The following is a 16,239-nucleotide window of genomic DNA, read 5'->3' on the forward strand; positions in this document are numbered from 1 at the left end:
AGGAGCAGCGCCCTTTTTTACCCAGTGCTAGGACAACAAAATTCATTGAACTACTTCATTTACCTGATTAATTGTTCAGCTTTCGTCAGAATTTGTGCACTGGATCGCGCGGTGAGATCGTAATTGTAAATATCTGTTCGATATTGTGTACGTCCATCAGCGTCCACAAAAGCCGTTAAGTAATATAAATTCACCGGTATATTTTGCCGAATATTGACATAGCGCGTGTCCCCTTGCTTCAGGGCATCGGAAATACGCGTGTCGTTCCAGCCCGCGTCCTGCAGCAACATATTGGCCAGCTCCGAGGCCTTATTGACGCGTACGCAGCCGGAGCTGAGCGCGCGAACATCTTTCTGGAACAGATTATGGTTCGGCGTATCGTGCAGATAAATAGCATCTGAACTCGGCATATTAAACTTGTAGCGGCCCAGTGAGTTACGCGCTCCAGGCGCCTGCTGAAAACGGAACGGTAAATTATTCTCGGTGATGGTCGACCAGTCGACCCGATAAGGATCGATGGTCTCTTTACTGTTCCAGCCGCGCATCACGGTGTAGCCATGCTGCTCCAGATAGCCTGGATTGTTACGCACCTTCGGCAGGATATCTTTGCGCGCCAGCGTCGGCGGCACGTTCCACGGTGGATTGACCACCACGTTGTTCAGCGCGCTGCTCATCATTGGCGTTTTGCGGTCCGGACGCCCGACGATCACCCGCGAGGCCAGCACCTGGCTGCCATCCTGGTAATAGACCAGCGAGAAAGCGGGAATATTCACCATAATGCCGGTCGACAGTTTGCCCGGTAGCAGGCGTAAACGCTGAATATTCAAGGCCAGCACCCCCGCACGCTGCGCGGAAGAGACGTTGAGCCAGTCGCGGGTGGACTGGCCAATGACGCCATCCGCACCCAGCCCCTGCATGGCCTGAAAGCGCTTAACCCCCTCCACCAGCTGGCGATCGTACACGCCGCGCGCCGCGGGTTTGCTCTTTTTCTTCGCCGACGGGCTCACCACATCGCCGGGCAGAACGATATTGGCGGTATTGTCCAGCATCCCGGTACGCTGGAGGATCTCGCGCAGGGCACCGATATCATTGCTCCATTCGCCGGGGCGCAGCGAGCCGCTACCGGTCATCTGCGGCCACGGGCGAGAATCAGCCACCAGCGCCAACAACGACTGGTGCATGGCCTCATACTGCGGATGATGCGGCGCCAGGCCAGCGATAAACGCTGGCAGGGAGCCATTGTCCAGCGCCAGCTGCCACTGGTTAATCACCGATAGCGGCGGGGTCGCCATCTTGTACGGCGTCGAGCTATATAGCCAGCGGGTCCCCTGGGTGGGGATGCCGCTGATAAAGTGCAAATAGCCCATCATGGCATCCGACAACACCACATCGCGCGCCATGCCGCTGACGGCGGGATCGGTCAGCAGGCTGACCCAGGTGGTAAACTGCGGCTGAAAACCGGCGATGGCGATCTCCGCCAGCTGCTGCTGGAACGCCTGCACCGCCTCGCGGTTCTCCCACATCGGTTTCATATCCCTGGCGGCGTACAGCGACACCAGCGGATTGATAAAGACAGGTTTGTACCCTGCCGGCAACAGCGCCTCGATCTGGGCGCGACTGTTTGCCGCCGCCTCCATCGACAGCGGCTGCTCACCGGCCAGCTTCGCGACCGCCGGCGATTGCCCATCGCTTTGCGTCAGCGCGACGGAAAGCTCTCCAGGCGTAGCGGAGCTATCACCAGGTACGACTTCAGGCTCTGCGGCCTGGACATTGAACAGCGGAGCAAATGCCAGTGCCAGGCTCAGGCTGAGCGCTGACAATGGACGACCATACCGTTTCTTTAGCAACATCCCTTGCCCCCTGTTGTCACACATTGCCGCCCACAAATTAGTGGGCTTTATCACAGTATATAAAGACGAAAAGGCTTTTGCCTTACCTAATGTAAAGAAGCTTAAAGATTATACCACCCAGACATACCAGGCTGGATAGCAAAAAGGGCAACTTAACGTTGCCCTTTTCAGCGCTTAGCCGCCAGAATTTAGCCGCAGCCTCAGGAGGCGTCGGCCGTTCCCGGCAGTGCTTCCGGTACCGGTGCGGCAAAACCGCGCAGGCCGACAACGTGTACGTGTTCGTGATTATTAAACACTTTACGCACCAGTTTATAGGTCGTGCCTTTTTCCGGGCTGATATTTTCCGGCGCCGCGATAATCAGCTGCATCTCCAGACGTTCGCACAGCTCGAACAACGTGGCGATGGAGCGGGCGTCGAGACGCGCCGCTTCATCGAGGAACAGCAGACGGCAAGGCGAGATATCCTTGCCGCGCAGGCGACGAGACTCATCTTCCCAGCTCTGCACCACCATTACCAGAATCGACATCCCGGTACCGATCGCTTCCCCGGTCGACAGCGCGCCGGACTCCGCGCGCAGCCAGCCGTCGGAGCCGCGGTTAACTTCCACTTCCATCTCCAGATAGTTGCGGTAGTCGAGTAGCTCTTCGCCGATGGTTTGCGGCGTGCGCTGCCCCATGTCGATCTGCGGGTTGAGGCGCTGATACAGCTTGGCCAGCGCTTCCGAGAAGGTCAGGCGATTGCTGTTAAACAGATCCTGATGTTGCTCATGCTGTTCAGACAGGACATCCAGCAGCGTCGAGTGGGTCTCGCGCACGTTGACGTTCAGACGCACGCTGTTGACCTGGCCGAACGACACGCTCTGCAGCCCCTGGTTGAGCATCCGGATACGGTTCTGCTCACGCTGAATGGTTTTGCGAATAATGTTCGCCACGCTGCGGGAACTGATCGCCAGCTTCTGTTCGCGGTTGGTCAGCTCTTCGGTCAGACGACTGAGCTCGATCTCCATCTGCTCGATCGCTTCCACCGGGTCATCGGTACGAATAATATCCTGACGGATACGCTCGCGCAGATGCTGATAGACGGCGACGAAGAACTGGATTTTGCGCTCCGGACGTTTCGGATCTTCCGAAATACGCAGCACGTCGCGCAGATGTTCGTTATCGGCGACCGCCAGACGCAGCGCACCGAGCGCCTTATCCGACATCGAACGCAGTTCGTCGGCAGAGAGATAGGCCAGTTCGCGGCGATGCAGACGACGTTCGACGCCATTGTCTTTCACCAGACGCATCACCGCGCACCAGCCCGCCTTGGCGCTGACAACCTGCTCACGCATTTCGCAGTAATCGCGTTCCAGCTTGCGCAGTTTACGGGTCAGGTTGTCCATTTCCGCTTCGCAGAAGGTCAACGCTTTTTCCAGCTGATTGCGACGGGAGCGGTTGTTGCTCAGCTGCGTGTGCAGCTCGTCACGACGCTGACGCGCGCGCTCTTCCGCCCCGGCATCGGCACGCACGCCGATATCCTGCAGCTCTTTATACAGATCGTTGAGCAGCTCTTTTTTGGTGTCATACGAGCTCTTCAGCGACGCCAGCACCTGGTTGTACTGGTTCAACTGCGCAACGTGGCTACGCATCGCTTCGCGCGCGCGGCTACGCTCAGATTCCGCTTGTTGCAGACGCTGGCGCAGCTTCTCGTTGAGATCGCTGTTGCCACTGAGCATCTCCGCCGAATCGGAGTAGCTGAAGTGGGCCCGGCGCTGCACGACTTCCGCCAGCGCAAAGGCCTGCTGACGCGCATCGCGCTGGGTTTGCTGCGCATAGGCGTAATCTTCTTTCAGCTGCTCAAACTGCTCCGGATCGCTCTGCAATACCGAGACGATCGGCTCCAGCTTCGCCAGCTGATTGCCATGCTGCTGAATAAAGCGCACTGCCTCCTGCGCTTCGTCCAGACGTTCCTGGATCTCGTCCACGCGGTCAGCCAGCGTATCATCCGCCAGCAGGTTCAGGCGCGGCAGCAGGCGGTTGAGCGCCGACACGCCCTCTTTCGCCTGCTCATACTGCACGCGGTTCTGTTGGTTATCGCTCTCATGGGCGTTCAGCGCACGCTCCAGCTCGCCGCGGCGGCTGTTAAGCTTGCGGATCTCTTCTTCCGGATCGTCCTCGAAAGCCACCGCCAGATGGCTGCCAATGAAGCGGCTGAAAGCCTGGTGAAGACGCTGGGTTTTCTGCACGTCGAACGACAGGGTCGCGAAACGCTCGGAGAGACTCTCACGCTCAGCATGCAGTGTTTCGATGCGATTTTCGCGCGCCGCGCGACCAAACAGCGGCAGCGTTGGGAAACGTGAATAACGCCACTGGCGGTCGGCAATCTTCACCACCACCGCTTTTTCCAGCTCGTCAACGCTGAACACGCTGTCGTCGAAGGACTGCGGATCGCCTTCGATCAGATACAGGTCTTCCGGACAATCTTCCAGCCCTTCGAGCTGCTCCGCCACCTGCGACAGATCCGGCACCACGATCGCATGGCGCGATGGGCCATACAGCGCGGAGAAGTACGGCGCATCTTCGAGGCTAACGTCGTCATAAATTTCCGACAACAGGACGCCGCCAAAGCGCTCCGCCAGCGCGTTCAGACGCGGGTCTTCAGAGCCGCCCGGCTGACTGAGTCGCTCGATCTCTTCGTCGATGGCACGCTTGCGGGCGCCGACCTCGTCACGTTCAACGATAGCCTCGCGCTCGCGCTCCAGCAGCTGCTGCAGGTATTCGGTGACCTCCTGGCCGGACTCAAACTGTTCGCCGCTCTGCTCGCACAGCTGGTTGAGGCTGTTTTGCGCCGCCAGCCAGATCGGCGCCCGGCGCATCAGCGTCTGGGTGCGCGACTGCAGTTGCTCCAGCTCCTGACGCAAGGTCATGCGCTGTTCCTGAGCGTTAGAGACGCTGTCGGCCAGCGACGCGATGCGCGCTTCCAGCTCCTGATGCAGCGTTTCCAGATCGTCGATATCGTAGCGTTTGCCCTGGCGTTTGCAGAACTCAGCCAGCTGACGCTCGGCGTCCTGCTGCTCGCGCAGACGCTGTTCCAGCTCGTTGAGACGGCTGCGCAGCCCCTGCGCCTGCTCGGCCTGATGGCGCTGGTTAACGCCGTCGCGCAGCAATTCGCGCGCCACGTCCCAGGCTTCATTACGCGCCAGCGGGCCGTTAATCGCCGCCACCAGCTGGTACGCCTGTTCGAACTGGCTGTGCGCGGTTTGCGCCACGCTCATTTTCTGTTCCAGCGACAGCATTTTCTCCGTCGCTTCCTGCTCTTTCGCCTGGAAGGTTTCCAGCCACTCGTCGGCGCTCTCAGGCGTCAGATCCGGCAGATGGCACAGCGCCTTCGCGCGCTCCAGCGCCTGCAGCGCCTGGTTATACTGAATGGCGCGGGTCTGCTGGACGTCGAGCGCCTGCTGATAGTCGGCGAGCTGGTTTTTCAGCTCATCCACTTCCAGTTCGGCGGCTTCGGCGCGGGCTTCGTTCTCTTCCTGCTGGTCGGCGGCTTCCGCCACCACTTCATTCTGCTCTTCCAGACGGATCTGCAGCTCGTCGAGATCCGCTTCGTAGCGCTCAATTTTTTCCTGCTGACGCAGGGCGGTCTGCACCAGGTTCAGGTGATCGCTGGCGGCCTGGTAATCGGCTTCCAGATCGCCCTCCGCGCCGTTGTGCTCCTGCAGCTCGCGCGCCATCTCGACGTGCTTATACTGCTCGGCCGCCAACTGCGAACGCGAGGTAAAGAGATCGCGACGATACTCCAGCGCCTTATCCAGGTGAATGCGCCGCTCGTTGGCGTGACGCATATAGTCCGCCGCCACGTAGTTGGTGGCTTCGCTGATCAGGTGTTTAAACAGATCGCGGTCAGACTGGGTTACGCGAATGGCTTCCAGCGTCATGCGGTTTTCCCGCAGCGCCGCTTCCATATCCTGGAACGCTTTACGCACGCCGCTGTTTTCCGGCAGCAGGTAGTCGCGCAGCGAGCGGGTAATGGTGCTGGAGATCCCGCCGTACAGCGAGGCCTCAATCAGGCGGTAGTATTTGCTACGATCGGAGGCGGAACGCAGACGACGCGCCACCACGCCCAGATCGAACATTAGCGAGTGATATTCGGTGATCGAGTTGAACTGTTTAAACTGGACGCCTTCCATCGCCTCGAGTTTGTCTTTCAGCTCATTGAGACTGACCACGCGCGCCTGACGATCGTTCAGCGTTTCGGTCAACAGCTGGGTCGGCAGGATAGAGGTCGGCAGCCCCTGAATGGCGAACGGCTTAATATCGACTTTACGATCGCGTCCGGCGACCTGCTGCAGGCGCACGCCGACCACCACGCGCTGGTGGCGGGAGTTGATCACATCAAGCACCGAGTAACACACCCCGGCGCGCAGCTTACCATGCAGGCCTTTATCGCGTGAGCCGCTGGTGGCCCCCGCTTCAGTGGTGTTACGGAAGTGCAGCAGGGTTAAATCCGGGATCAGCGCCGTGACGAAAGCCGCCATGGTCGTGGACTTACCCGCGCCGTTCCCCCCGGAGAGGGTGGTCACCAGTTCATCAAGATCAAAGGTCCGGGCAAAGAAACCGTTCCAGTTCACCAGCGTTAGCGAGCGAAACTTACCGCGTTCAATCATTACTCTTCCTCCCCGCTATCCGGCTGGTTTTCTTCATTCTCATCATTGAGCTGCAGGTGATTTTCCAGAGCCATCGCTTCCCCGTCGCGGATCAGGCGGCGCTGCGCCTCGCGCGGGTCGTCGCCGGCGCGCACATCGGCGCCAAAGCGGAATACCGATTCGGTAATGCGAAACTTGCTACTGTCATGGCCCATAAACCACACCATCCCCAGGCGGCGCAGGCGGTTAAGCGACGCGCGCATTTTTTCCTGCAGCTTCTGGCGGTCCAGATCCGAACCGGTGGAACGATTGTTCACCAGCTTCAGCAGCCTGGATTCATCCGCCAGGGTCAGCAGTTCGTCATAGAGCTCCTGCTGGGTGAAAATCCCTTCGTTTGCCAGGCGCTCCGGGCTGAGATAGAGATAGCAAAGAATTTTGCCCACCATCATATCCAGCTCCGACAGCACCGAGCGCGAAATCAGCGTGGTGGAGCGCGGGCGCAGATAGAAGAACCCTTCCGGTGCGCGGATCAACTCGACGTTATAGCGAGCGTAAAATTCTTCCAGGTAATCCTGGAAATCCATCAAAAATGCGTGATTATCCAGCTCGTCGAGACCGATATGACGGCCCGCGCGCAGGGCGCTGTCCAGCGCCGGAAATAACGGATTGGCCAACGCCTGCGCCAGCTTAACCGGCATCACTTGTTCAATATTTGTCAATGACATGCGCCTGTACCTTGGCTCCGTAATCATTAATCGGCTGCCATTTTGCCGGCAGTCCGGTGAAATCTGCCTGGGCGACGCCCAGCTGTACCGCCTGATCCACGACGATCCGCGCCACGTCGAAGTGACGTCCGCGCGGATACTGCGCCAGGAACTCCCGCGCCACCAGGCCGAGGTCCAGCGGTATTCCCTTCTCTTTATAGACCGCCAGCTGCGCTTCGATCAGCGCCGCCAGCTGCTCGCGAATTTCGTTAAACTCTTCAAATTCGAGATCCGCCGGCAGTTCGCCGGTGACCTCTTCATCGCGCAACGCCATCTCTTCATCGCGCATATCCAGCAGACGGTCGGCGTTGGCGTAAGTCAGCGCCCACGGTTCATCAAAATAGGTCTGTACCGACTGGCGCAGACGCTGGGCGAAGACGCGGTTCTTATCCATATCGATAGCGGTACGGATAAACTTATGCACATGGCGGTCGTAGCCGATCCACAGGTCAATCGCCTGCTGACCCCAGCTGACGATGCGGTCGAGTTTGCTTTGCAGGTCGAATACCAGCCGGTCGACAAAATGCAAATCGTCGCGCGCCATGGTCGAATCCTGAATGCGCAGCAGATTCGCCTGCAGTTTATCCCCCGCCGCATCCAGCGTATCCTGCAGTTCGCGCAGGGTGCCAGAGGTTTCCGACAGCAGCAGTTCACAGCTGGAAATCGCCGCGCGCCAGTCTTTATTTAACAACTGTGCGATATCGTCTTTCACCAGCTGCTGCTGCTCATCCATAATGCGCTGCGTCAGGTCGATGCTGTCGAAAATTTCCGCCACGGAATATTTCAGCGGAGCGAAAACATTGCGATGCCAGTGGAACTCATCCCCGCCCTCTTCTGCCGCATCCGCCGCACGCTTCAGCTCGCCAGCGACGATCGACAGCTGCATCGAGAGACGCAGCGTCGAGAATTCACGCTGACGGATATAGTAATCGGTGATCCCGATCCCCAACGGCGTCAGGCGATAGATCGCATTGCCTTCGGTAATTTCGCTGGTAAAGCGGTTCAGCAGACGCTGGCGCACCAAATCGTTGATCGCATTATTGGCGCGCTGGCTGATGGTTTCGCTGGTCTGCTCAAACGCATCACTGACGTGGCGGAACGCATCCACCAGTTCTCCCTCGCTCATTTCCCCTTCCAGCCGTTCGCCGTTCAGCGTGGCGACCGCCAGCAGAAAAGAGAGTCTGTCGACCGGCAGCGAGATAGAAAAATCATTTTTCCTGGCCCAGGCAACCAGTTCGGGGACTGTCTGGGAAAATTCACTCATACTTTATCCTTGCATCTGCGGCTATGAGCCTGGCTCTTAAGCGCGGTGACATGAATATAACGGCCCAGGCTGAGATACGGCTCCTGACGACAGTAGCGCGTTTCCAGCTCCAGCAGCGCCGCATAGCTGTCATGCTGTTGGCGTTTTTCACGCAGATAATCATGAAACACCCGCACGCCGGTTTTGCTGACAATCTGCCAGCCAATCTCTTCCAGCCAGTGATAAACCTGCTGCGGCTCACGCGGATAATCCGGCGACAGCGTGCGTTTTTTCTTTTTTGGCATGCCCAATTGTACGTAATCGAAATTACCGGCCACCATATTGTGCATCAGCAGGCCGTTAGCATTGTAGAACATCAACGACAGCCCACCGCCAGGACGCAGTGTCGACCACAGCGTACGCAGCACCTCCTGGGGCTCCGCCACCCACTCCAGCACCGCATGAAACAGTACCAGATCAACCGGGCTTTCCAAATGCTGCGCAATATCCTGAGCCGCGCATTGTACAAAATGCATGTTGTCGATCACACCTTTATCGACGGCCGCCTGGCGGGCGCGCGCCACCATTTCAGCGGAGAGATCGCACAGCGTCACGTGATGGCCCAGTTGCGCCACTTTAATGGCCGTTTGCCCTTCGCCGCCGCCGGCATCCAGCACCCTCAGCGGTCCCGGCCCCAGCTGCGCCAGCAGCGGTTCCAGATCCTGCCAGAGGATCGCCTGGCGCAGCTGACCTTTTGTGGTGCCGTAAATATTGCGCGAAAACTTTTCAGCAATGTCATCGAAATTGCGATCCTGCACGGGCGACTCCACAAGCCAACACAAAACCGCTATTTTGTCATACCCACGCCGAGAATGAAGCGATCTGTTATAAGATCCGAACATAACTTTGGTTATATGGTTAAAAAAGGAACCATCTGGCATGCTTTTCACGCTAAAAAAGATCGTCGGCGGTCTGCTGTTGCCGCTTCCCGCCCTGCTGTTGCTGATCGGGATCGGGATCGCGCTGTTATGGTTCAGCCGCTTTCAACGTACCGGCAAGCTATGCGTGAGCCTCGGCTGGCTGCTGCTGGCGCTGCTGAGCCTGCAACCGGTGGCCGACAGCCTGTTGAAACCGATTGAAGATAGCTACCCCACCTGGCGCGGCGAGCAGCCGGTGAGCTACGTGGTGGTGTTGGGCGGCGGCTATACCTGGAATCCGGAGTGGGCGCCAAGCTCTAATCTTATCAATAACAGCCTGCCGCGCCTGACGGAGGGCATTCGCCTGTGGCAGGCGAATCCCGGATCGAAAATGATCTTCACCGGCGCGGCGGCAAAAACCAACCCCGTCAGCACGGCGGAGGCCGGGGCGAGAGTCGCGGAGAGCCTCGGCGTACCACGCAGCGATATCATCGTGCTCGATCGGCCGAAAGATACAGAAGAGGAAGCGCAGGCGGTGAAGCGCGCCATCGGCGATGCGCCCTTCCTGCTGGTCACTTCGGCGTCACACCTGCCACGGGCGATGATTTTCTTTCGTCATGCCGGTCTGGATCCCCTGCCCGCGCCGGCAAATCAGTTAGCGGTGACCTCGCCGCTTAATCCGTGGGAGCGAGCCATCCCCTCCCCGGTATGGCTGATGCACAGCGACCGGGTCGGCTATGAAACCCTCGGTCGCGTCTGGCAATGGCTGAAAGGTGGCTCAGGCGAGCCAGGGCAGGAGTGATTTTGTCGCGAGGTCGAAACGGGCGCGGTCAAAGCGCCCGGTATTGACCAGATTATCCACCTCATCCCACAGCAGATAGAGCCAGCGCCGCCAGACAAAGGCCTCGGAAACTGGCGCCTGCTGCAGGTAGCGCCACAGCAACTGTTCCGCCTGGCCGCCTTCTGCAAGGCGGAACAGTTCATACTCGCGTGGCGCCCACAGCATCATCCCCGGGCCCACCATCGCCAGCAGCTGATCGCTGCGTGGGTCTTTCAGCATACTGCGCAAGGTGAAATTACCGTGTACCAGCACGGCATTGTCATTGAAATCGCGAAACAGCTCCGGAAGGCACTCGCGGGAGCGGAACAAAATACGCTTATCCTGCATCGTCAGGCCGGTATCCTGATACAGGTTCAGGGTGCTCCACAGCATCTCTACCCGCTGGCGGTACCAGTTCGACCACAGATTGTCCTGGGTATTGTCGACCATTCCTACGCAGCCGCCGCTGTCCTGACGATGCCAGGCGAGCAGCGCCTCGACGATTTGCTCCTGCAGTTGCTCCCAGCGCGCTGGTGTGCGCGTGGGGGCCTCCACCGGAACGCCGCGCAAGCGCTCAAGCAGCAGCACATCCGGCCCGGGATGCTCTTCATGCGTCATCACGCCGTAAACCACCGGCATGCGCACTGTACCACTGCGCGCGAGGGTGGAGATCTTCCATGCCAGTTGCCGCGCCACACCGGGCGTGGTGAAACTGCGCGCCAGCAGCGGCATCGGGTTTCCCTGCGCGTCGTACAGGGACCACAGCGCCGTAGCGGGTTTTTCACTGACACACTCCACCCGGCTCAGCTTTTCGCCAAGCAGGTGACTGAGTTCGGTTCGCAACTGTTCCATTGTCGATTACCCCTATGAACACTACTGGTTTCATAATGAGCGCCCGCACCTGGGTTGTCATCGAATAAGATCAAAAAGGGACAAAAAAAGCGAAAAACCGGCGGGGATATCCCCCCCTGCAAGGAGGGGACAGGGGATTAACGCAGTTCAGCGCGGACGCGCTCCAGATCTTCCGGGGTATCCACACCGGTGCCGGGCACTTCTGCCGCCACGGCAACATGGATTTTCTCGCCATACCACAGCACCCGCAGCTGCTCGAGCATTTCAATCTGCTCCAGCGGGCTCGGCGCCCAGCTAACATAGCGGCGAATAAAGCCAGCGCGGTAGCCATAAATGCCGATGTGACGCAGCAGGGAATCACCGATGGTCTCGCGGGAGTGAGCAAAGCGATCGCGATCCCAGGGTATGGTGGCACGGGAGAAATAAAGCGCATAACCTTGCGCATCCATCACCACTTTCACCGCATTTGGATTAAACGCCTCTTCCGCATCGTGGATCGGTACCGCCAGCGTCGCCATTCCACTGCTGCTGGACGCCAGATTCTCCGCCACCTGGCGGACGATCGCCGGGGGGATCATCGGCTCATCGCCCTGAATATTGACGATAATAGTGTCATCGCTGAACGCGCACTTCTCCACCACTTCCGCCAGCCGTTCGGTGCCGGACTGGTGATCGGCGCGGGTCATGCACACTTCACCACCCGCCGCTTCAACGGCGCTGGCTACGTCCGGATGATCGGTGGCGACAATAATGCGATCCGCGCCGGATTCGCGCGCGCGCTCCAGCACGTGGACAATCATCGGTTTGCCGTTAATGTCCTGCAGTGGTTTTCCCGGCAGGCGCGTAGAGGCGAAACGCGCAGGAATAATAACCACGAAACTCATGAGTGACTCTCTTCAACCGTTAGCGCTCGGGCCTCTGTCTCCAGCAGCACAGGAATACCATCGCGCAGCGGAAACGCCAGACTATCAAGTTTGCAAATAAGTTCTTGCTTATCCTGACTGTAATACAGCTTACCGTTACAGACCGGGCAGGCGATGATTTCAAGTAAACGGTGATCCATGTTTCCTCCTGATGGACCGGATAGATTTCACAGCAGCATATCACAGGAAGGTCGGCGCCGGGATCAATCGGCGTTGATTTCCCACCCCTGCTCCTGGCCGACAAACAGCCCTTCCGGCAAGCGTCGGCACAGGATCCGCTCCGCCGATTGCCATCGCGCGAAGTCGTTAATCGCCCGGCGCAGCCCCTGCTCAAGGCCACGGGTGATCTTCACCCCCTCCTCCAGCCACAGGGAGAAGATCTCCAGCTCCTGGCTTTTGCGATGTATTTTACTGTCCATCCGCCCAACCAGTTTTCCCTGGTGCAGCAGGGGCAGTACGAAGTAGCCATACTGCCGCTTCGGCGCTGGGGTATAGCACTCCAGGCGATAGCTGAAGTTGAAGAGTTGCTCCGCGCGTTTCCGATCCCAGACCACCGGGTCAAAAGGAGAGAGCACGGCGCTATGGCTGGCGATCAGCTTACCGCCAGGCGCTGACTCAAGCTGCGCCAGCGCGTCGCGATGCAACCACATCTCGCCGAGTGCTTCCACGTTAACCGGCACCACCAGGCCCTCTTCCTGCCAGGCAGCCAGCAGACCCGGTAGCGACGGCTGGCGCAAGCGATAGTAATCGGCCAGCCACTGGGGACGAAAGATACCGAGGCTGCGGGCGCTGTTGCGCAGCATGATGGCCTCTGCGTCTTCGCGGGACAGCGCGTCGCGTTCGTCATCCCAGTCCGGCATCACCCGCTGGGTTAAATCATACACGCGGTGAAAATTGCGTCGTTCCACCACCATCACTTCGCCGGCGGTAAACAGCCCTTCCAGATGGCGCTTATGCGGTTTCCACTCCCACCAGCCGCTGGCGCCTTTGCGCGGGTGGATAAAATCCGCCGAGCGAACCGGGCCGTTTTGCCCGATATGCGCCAGCAGCTCTGCAATACTCCCGGCATGCTCCTCCATCCACGCGCGATGGTATTTCCAGCCCATATTGTCGGGATTCAACATGCGATGGCGCACCAGGGCGAAATCGCTGCGCGGTAGAAAGCAGGCTTCATGCGCCCAGTATTCCATTAGCTCGCCGCTGCGCAACGACTCATCCAGCCAGTGCTGCGGATAGCTGCCGAGGCGGCTGAACAGCACCAGATAGGGGCTGCGGGCCACCACGTTGATGGTATCGATTTGCAGCAGCGACATCTGCTGGATGGTGGAAAGAATGTCTTTCGGGCGAGCGCGACGTCGGGGCTTCTTTAACAACCCCTGCGCCGCGAGATGGAGGTGGCGCGCCTCGTTAAGCGATAATTGCAATACCGACATGCAGGTTCTCCGTCAGGAATTCCAGCACAGCGGCGAGCAAAGCCGGCGCGTCAGTTAACGTTGCGCCAACGTCGCTAAGTCCGCAAGCAACCGCTGTGCGCGTTCATCGGCCATTATGGCGTCGACCGGTAAATACCACCAGTTTGCGGCGGCGAAATCGCGACATTTCACCGCGTCTTTCTCGGTCATTAGCAGCGTCTGCCCGGTGGTTACCAGGGCGGCGACATCGGCCTGGCTCAGCGCCTGATGGTCTGCCAGCGCCACGGTTTTGACCGGCTGGACGCCACAGCTTTCAAGGGTGGCGAAAAAGCGCGGCGGATGGCCGATGCCGGCCATCGCCACTACGTTCGTGAAAGTCGAGACATCGCGACGTTCGCCGGTAAGCAGGTTAACCGCCATCCCTGGACGCAGTTGCATCGGGATCTCCCCCGGACGCGCCACGCCGCCGTTGACGATAACCGCATCAACGCTTTGCAAGCGCGACGCCCGCTCGCGCATCGGCCCGGCAGGCAGCCACCAGCCGTTGCCAAAGCGGCGCACGCCGTCGATAACGACAATTTCTCTGTCCCGCGCCAGCTTATAGTGCTGCAACCCGTCGTCGGTCACGATAATCTGCAGATCGTGCGCGCTGAGCAGCGCTTTCACCGCGTCGCTGCGCAGCGGAGAAACCGCCACCGGCGCGCCGGTACGCTGATGAATTAACACCGGCTCATCACCCGCCTGCGCCGTACTGGTCCGGTCAGTTAATACCAGTGGGTAGCGGTCGGCTTTACCGCCGTAGCCGCGAGAGACCACCCCCACGCGAATACCGCGCTGCTGCAGCTGCTCCACCAGCCAGATCACCACCGGCGTTTTACCATTGCCGCCGGCGGTCAGGTTACCGACCACCACCACCGGCACCGGCGCGCGCCAGGCTTTTTGCCACCCCAGCTGATAGCTGAGGCGAATCACCGCGCTCACCAGGCCATACAGCCAGGAGAGCGGCAGCAGCAGGCGCCACAGCGGCGATTCCCCGGACCAGATGCGCGCGATCATTCGCCGAATTGCATCTTATGCAGCTGGGCGTACACGCCCTTATGCTCCAGCAGATCGTGGTGCGTTCCGCGTTCCACGATCCGCCCATCTTCAACCACCACGATTTCATCAGCCTGCTCAATGGTCGACAGACGGTGGGCGATAACCAGCGAGGTGCGGTTTTTCTGCAGCTCATCCAGCGCCGCCTGAATGGCTCGCTCGGACTCAGTATCCAGCGCCGAGGTGGCTTCATCAAGGATCAGGATCGGGCTGTTACGCAGCAGCGCACGGGCGATAGCAATACGCTGGCGCTGGCCACCGGACAGCATTACGCCATTTTCACCAATGATCGTATCCAGACCATTGTCCATCTTGTTGATGAAATCCATGGCGTAGGCCATTCGCGCGGCCTCTTCAATCTGCTCGCGGCTGTACTCTTCGGTACGGGCATAGGCGATGTTGTTGGCGACAGTATCGTTGAACAGATGCACGTTCTGTGAAACGAGTGCCACCTGGTCGCGCAGCGAGCTCAGCTTGTACTCGCGCAGGTCGTGACCATCCAGCAGGATCTGGCCGTCGTCAACATCGTAGAAGCGGGTGATCAGGCTGGCAATGGTCGATTTACCCGACCCTGAGCGCCCCACCAGCGCGACGGTTTTCCCTTCCGGGATATCGAGATTGATATTGCGCAGCGCGGCCACTTCGCGGCCCGGATAGGTGAACGTGACGTTCTCAAACTTGAGATTGCCTTTGGCCCGCTCAATGACCCGCGTACCTTCGTCTTTTTCCTGCTCGGAATCGAGGATCGCAAACAGCGTCTGGCACGCCGCCATCCCACGCTGGAACTGGGCATTGACGTTGGTCAGCGACTTCAGCGGGCGCATCAGCGCAATCATTGAGGAGAAGACCACGGTAATGGTCCCGGCGGTCAGGGTGTCCATTACGCTCGGGAAGCTGGCGGCATACAGGACAAAGGCCAGCGCCAGCGACGCGATAAGCTGAATGATCGGGTCGGAGATAGACGAGGCAGAAACCATCTTCATCCCCTGCAGACGCATTTTATTGCTGACCTTATCAAAACGTTTGGTTTCCACCTCCTGGCCACCAAACATCAGCACCTCTTTATGCCCTTTCAGCATCTGCTCAGCGCTGGTGGTGACCTGCCCCATCGTGTTCTGCATATTCTTACTGATATTACGAAAACGCTTGGAGACCACGCGGATTGCTACCGACACGATCGGCGCCAGTACGATCAGGATCAGCGACAGCTGCCAGCTGTAATAGAACATCATCACGAACAGGCCGATAATCGATGCACCTTCGCGGACCACGGTGATCAGCGCGCTGGAGGAAGATGAGGCGACCTGCTCAGAATCATAGGTAATGCGTGACAGCAGCGTCCCGGTAGACTGCTTGTCAAAGAAGGCCACCGGCATGCCCATCATGTGGCCGAACAGGCGACGACGCATGGTCATCACGACTTTGCCGGAAACCCAGGAGATACAATAGCTCGAGATGTAGCTGGTGATCCCACGCAGCACCATCAGCCCGATAACCACCAGCGGCATCCATAGCAGCACTGAGCGATCCGTTTTACCAAAACCATCATCCAATAACGGTTTAAGAAGCGATAACATGAAGGTGTCACTGCCCGCGTTAAGCACTAACGCCACCGCCGCGACGATTAGCCCGGCTTTAAACGGTGCAATAATCGGCCAAAGTCGGCGGAAGGTCTGCCACGTGGAGAGATCTTTATCGTTCTGCATTCAATAAACCAGCTTGTGTTGAAATAGCC

12 protein-coding genes are annotated in these 16,239 nt (G+C 59.0%); 1 reads left to right on the top strand and 11 read right to left on the bottom strand.

From position 1 onward, the window contains the following. Positions 1-59: 59 nt before the first annotated feature. The 5 genes from ldtD to cmoM form a co-directional block, all read right to left on the bottom strand. A complete protein-coding gene (gene ldtD, locus AC3EMD_RS17780) occupies positions 60-1,850 on the bottom strand; it encodes a L,D-transpeptidase (protein ID WP_012542312.1) in 1,791 nt (596 codons plus the stop codon). Between the two features lie 200 nt (positions 1,851-2,050). Then, positions 2,051-6,499 (bottom strand): chromosome partition protein MukB, encoded by a 4,449-nt coding sequence (mukB, locus tag AC3EMD_RS17785; RefSeq protein ID WP_023339852.1) that lies wholly within the window; start codon positions 6,497-6,499, stop codon positions 2,051-2,053. Further along, complete coding sequence (gene mukE, locus AC3EMD_RS17790) at positions 6,499-7,203, bottom strand: chromosome partition protein MukE (RefSeq protein WP_004150840.1); 705 nt, start codon at positions 7,201-7,203, stop codon at positions 6,499-6,501. Before mukE ends, mukB begins: the two co-directional genes overlap by 1 nt. Next, positions 7,184-8,506: a chromosome partition protein MukF gene (mukF, locus tag AC3EMD_RS17795; RefSeq protein ID WP_008805866.1), complete on the bottom strand. Its 1,323-nt coding sequence runs from the start codon at positions 8,504-8,506 to the stop codon at positions 7,184-7,186. Before mukF ends, mukE begins: the two co-directional genes overlap by 20 nt. Next, the gene (cmoM, locus tag AC3EMD_RS17800; RefSeq protein WP_016160569.1) at positions 8,503-9,303 is read right to left on the bottom strand and encodes a tRNA uridine 5-oxyacetic acid(34) methyltransferase CmoM; all 801 of its coding nucleotides are present in this window, start codon (positions 9,301-9,303) and stop codon (positions 8,503-8,505) included. Before cmoM ends, mukF begins: the two co-directional genes overlap by 4 nt. Before the next feature lie 121 nt (positions 9,304-9,424). Between cmoM and elyC the strand changes: the two genes are divergently transcribed. Next, positions 9,425-10,204, top strand: coding sequence for an envelope biogenesis factor ElyC (gene elyC / locus AC3EMD_RS17805; protein ID WP_008805864.1), 780 nt, complete (start codon positions 9,425-9,427; stop codon positions 10,202-10,204). On the opposite strand, the gene AC3EMD_RS17810 is transcribed toward elyC, so the two are convergent. The 6 genes from AC3EMD_RS17810 to msbA all read right to left on the bottom strand — a co-directional run bounded on the left by AC3EMD_RS17810 (position 10,181) and on the right by msbA (position 16,210). After that, the gene (locus AC3EMD_RS17810; protein ID WP_008805863.1) at positions 10,181-11,074 is read right to left on the bottom strand and encodes a YcbJ family phosphotransferase; all 894 of its coding nucleotides are present in this window, start codon (positions 11,072-11,074) and stop codon (positions 10,181-10,183) included. The genes elyC and AC3EMD_RS17810 overlap by 24 nt on opposite strands. 137 nt (positions 11,075-11,211) lie before the next feature. Further along, positions 11,212-11,958, bottom strand: coding sequence for a 3-deoxy-manno-octulosonate cytidylyltransferase (kdsB, locus tag AC3EMD_RS17815; RefSeq protein WP_012542315.1), 747 nt, complete (start codon positions 11,956-11,958; stop codon positions 11,212-11,214). Beyond that, positions 11,955-12,137, bottom strand: coding sequence for a protein YcaR (ycaR, locus tag AC3EMD_RS17820; RefSeq protein ID WP_012542316.1), 183 nt, complete (start codon positions 12,135-12,137; stop codon positions 11,955-11,957). The genes kdsB and ycaR overlap by 4 nt, the downstream gene beginning before the upstream one ends. A gap of 63 nt (positions 12,138-12,200) precedes the next feature. Further along, positions 12,201-13,430, bottom strand: coding sequence for a winged helix-turn-helix domain-containing protein (locus AC3EMD_RS17825; RefSeq protein ID WP_012542317.1), 1,230 nt, complete (start codon positions 13,428-13,430; stop codon positions 12,201-12,203). Between the two features lie 54 nt (positions 13,431-13,484). After that, on the bottom strand, positions 13,485-14,465 hold the full coding sequence (gene lpxK, locus AC3EMD_RS17830; protein WP_016160566.1) for a tetraacyldisaccharide 4'-kinase: 981 nt from the start codon (positions 14,463-14,465) through the stop codon (positions 13,485-13,487). Then, positions 14,462-16,210, bottom strand: a complete 1,749-nt coding sequence (msbA, locus tag AC3EMD_RS17835; protein WP_004201387.1) for a lipid A ABC transporter ATP-binding protein/permease MsbA — start codon at positions 16,208-16,210, stop codon at positions 14,462-14,464. The genes lpxK and msbA overlap by 4 nt, the downstream gene beginning before the upstream one ends. Positions 16,211-16,239: the final 29 nt, after the last annotated feature.

The sequence above is a fragment of the Klebsiella sp. PK18 genome, from assembly GCF_057784655.1.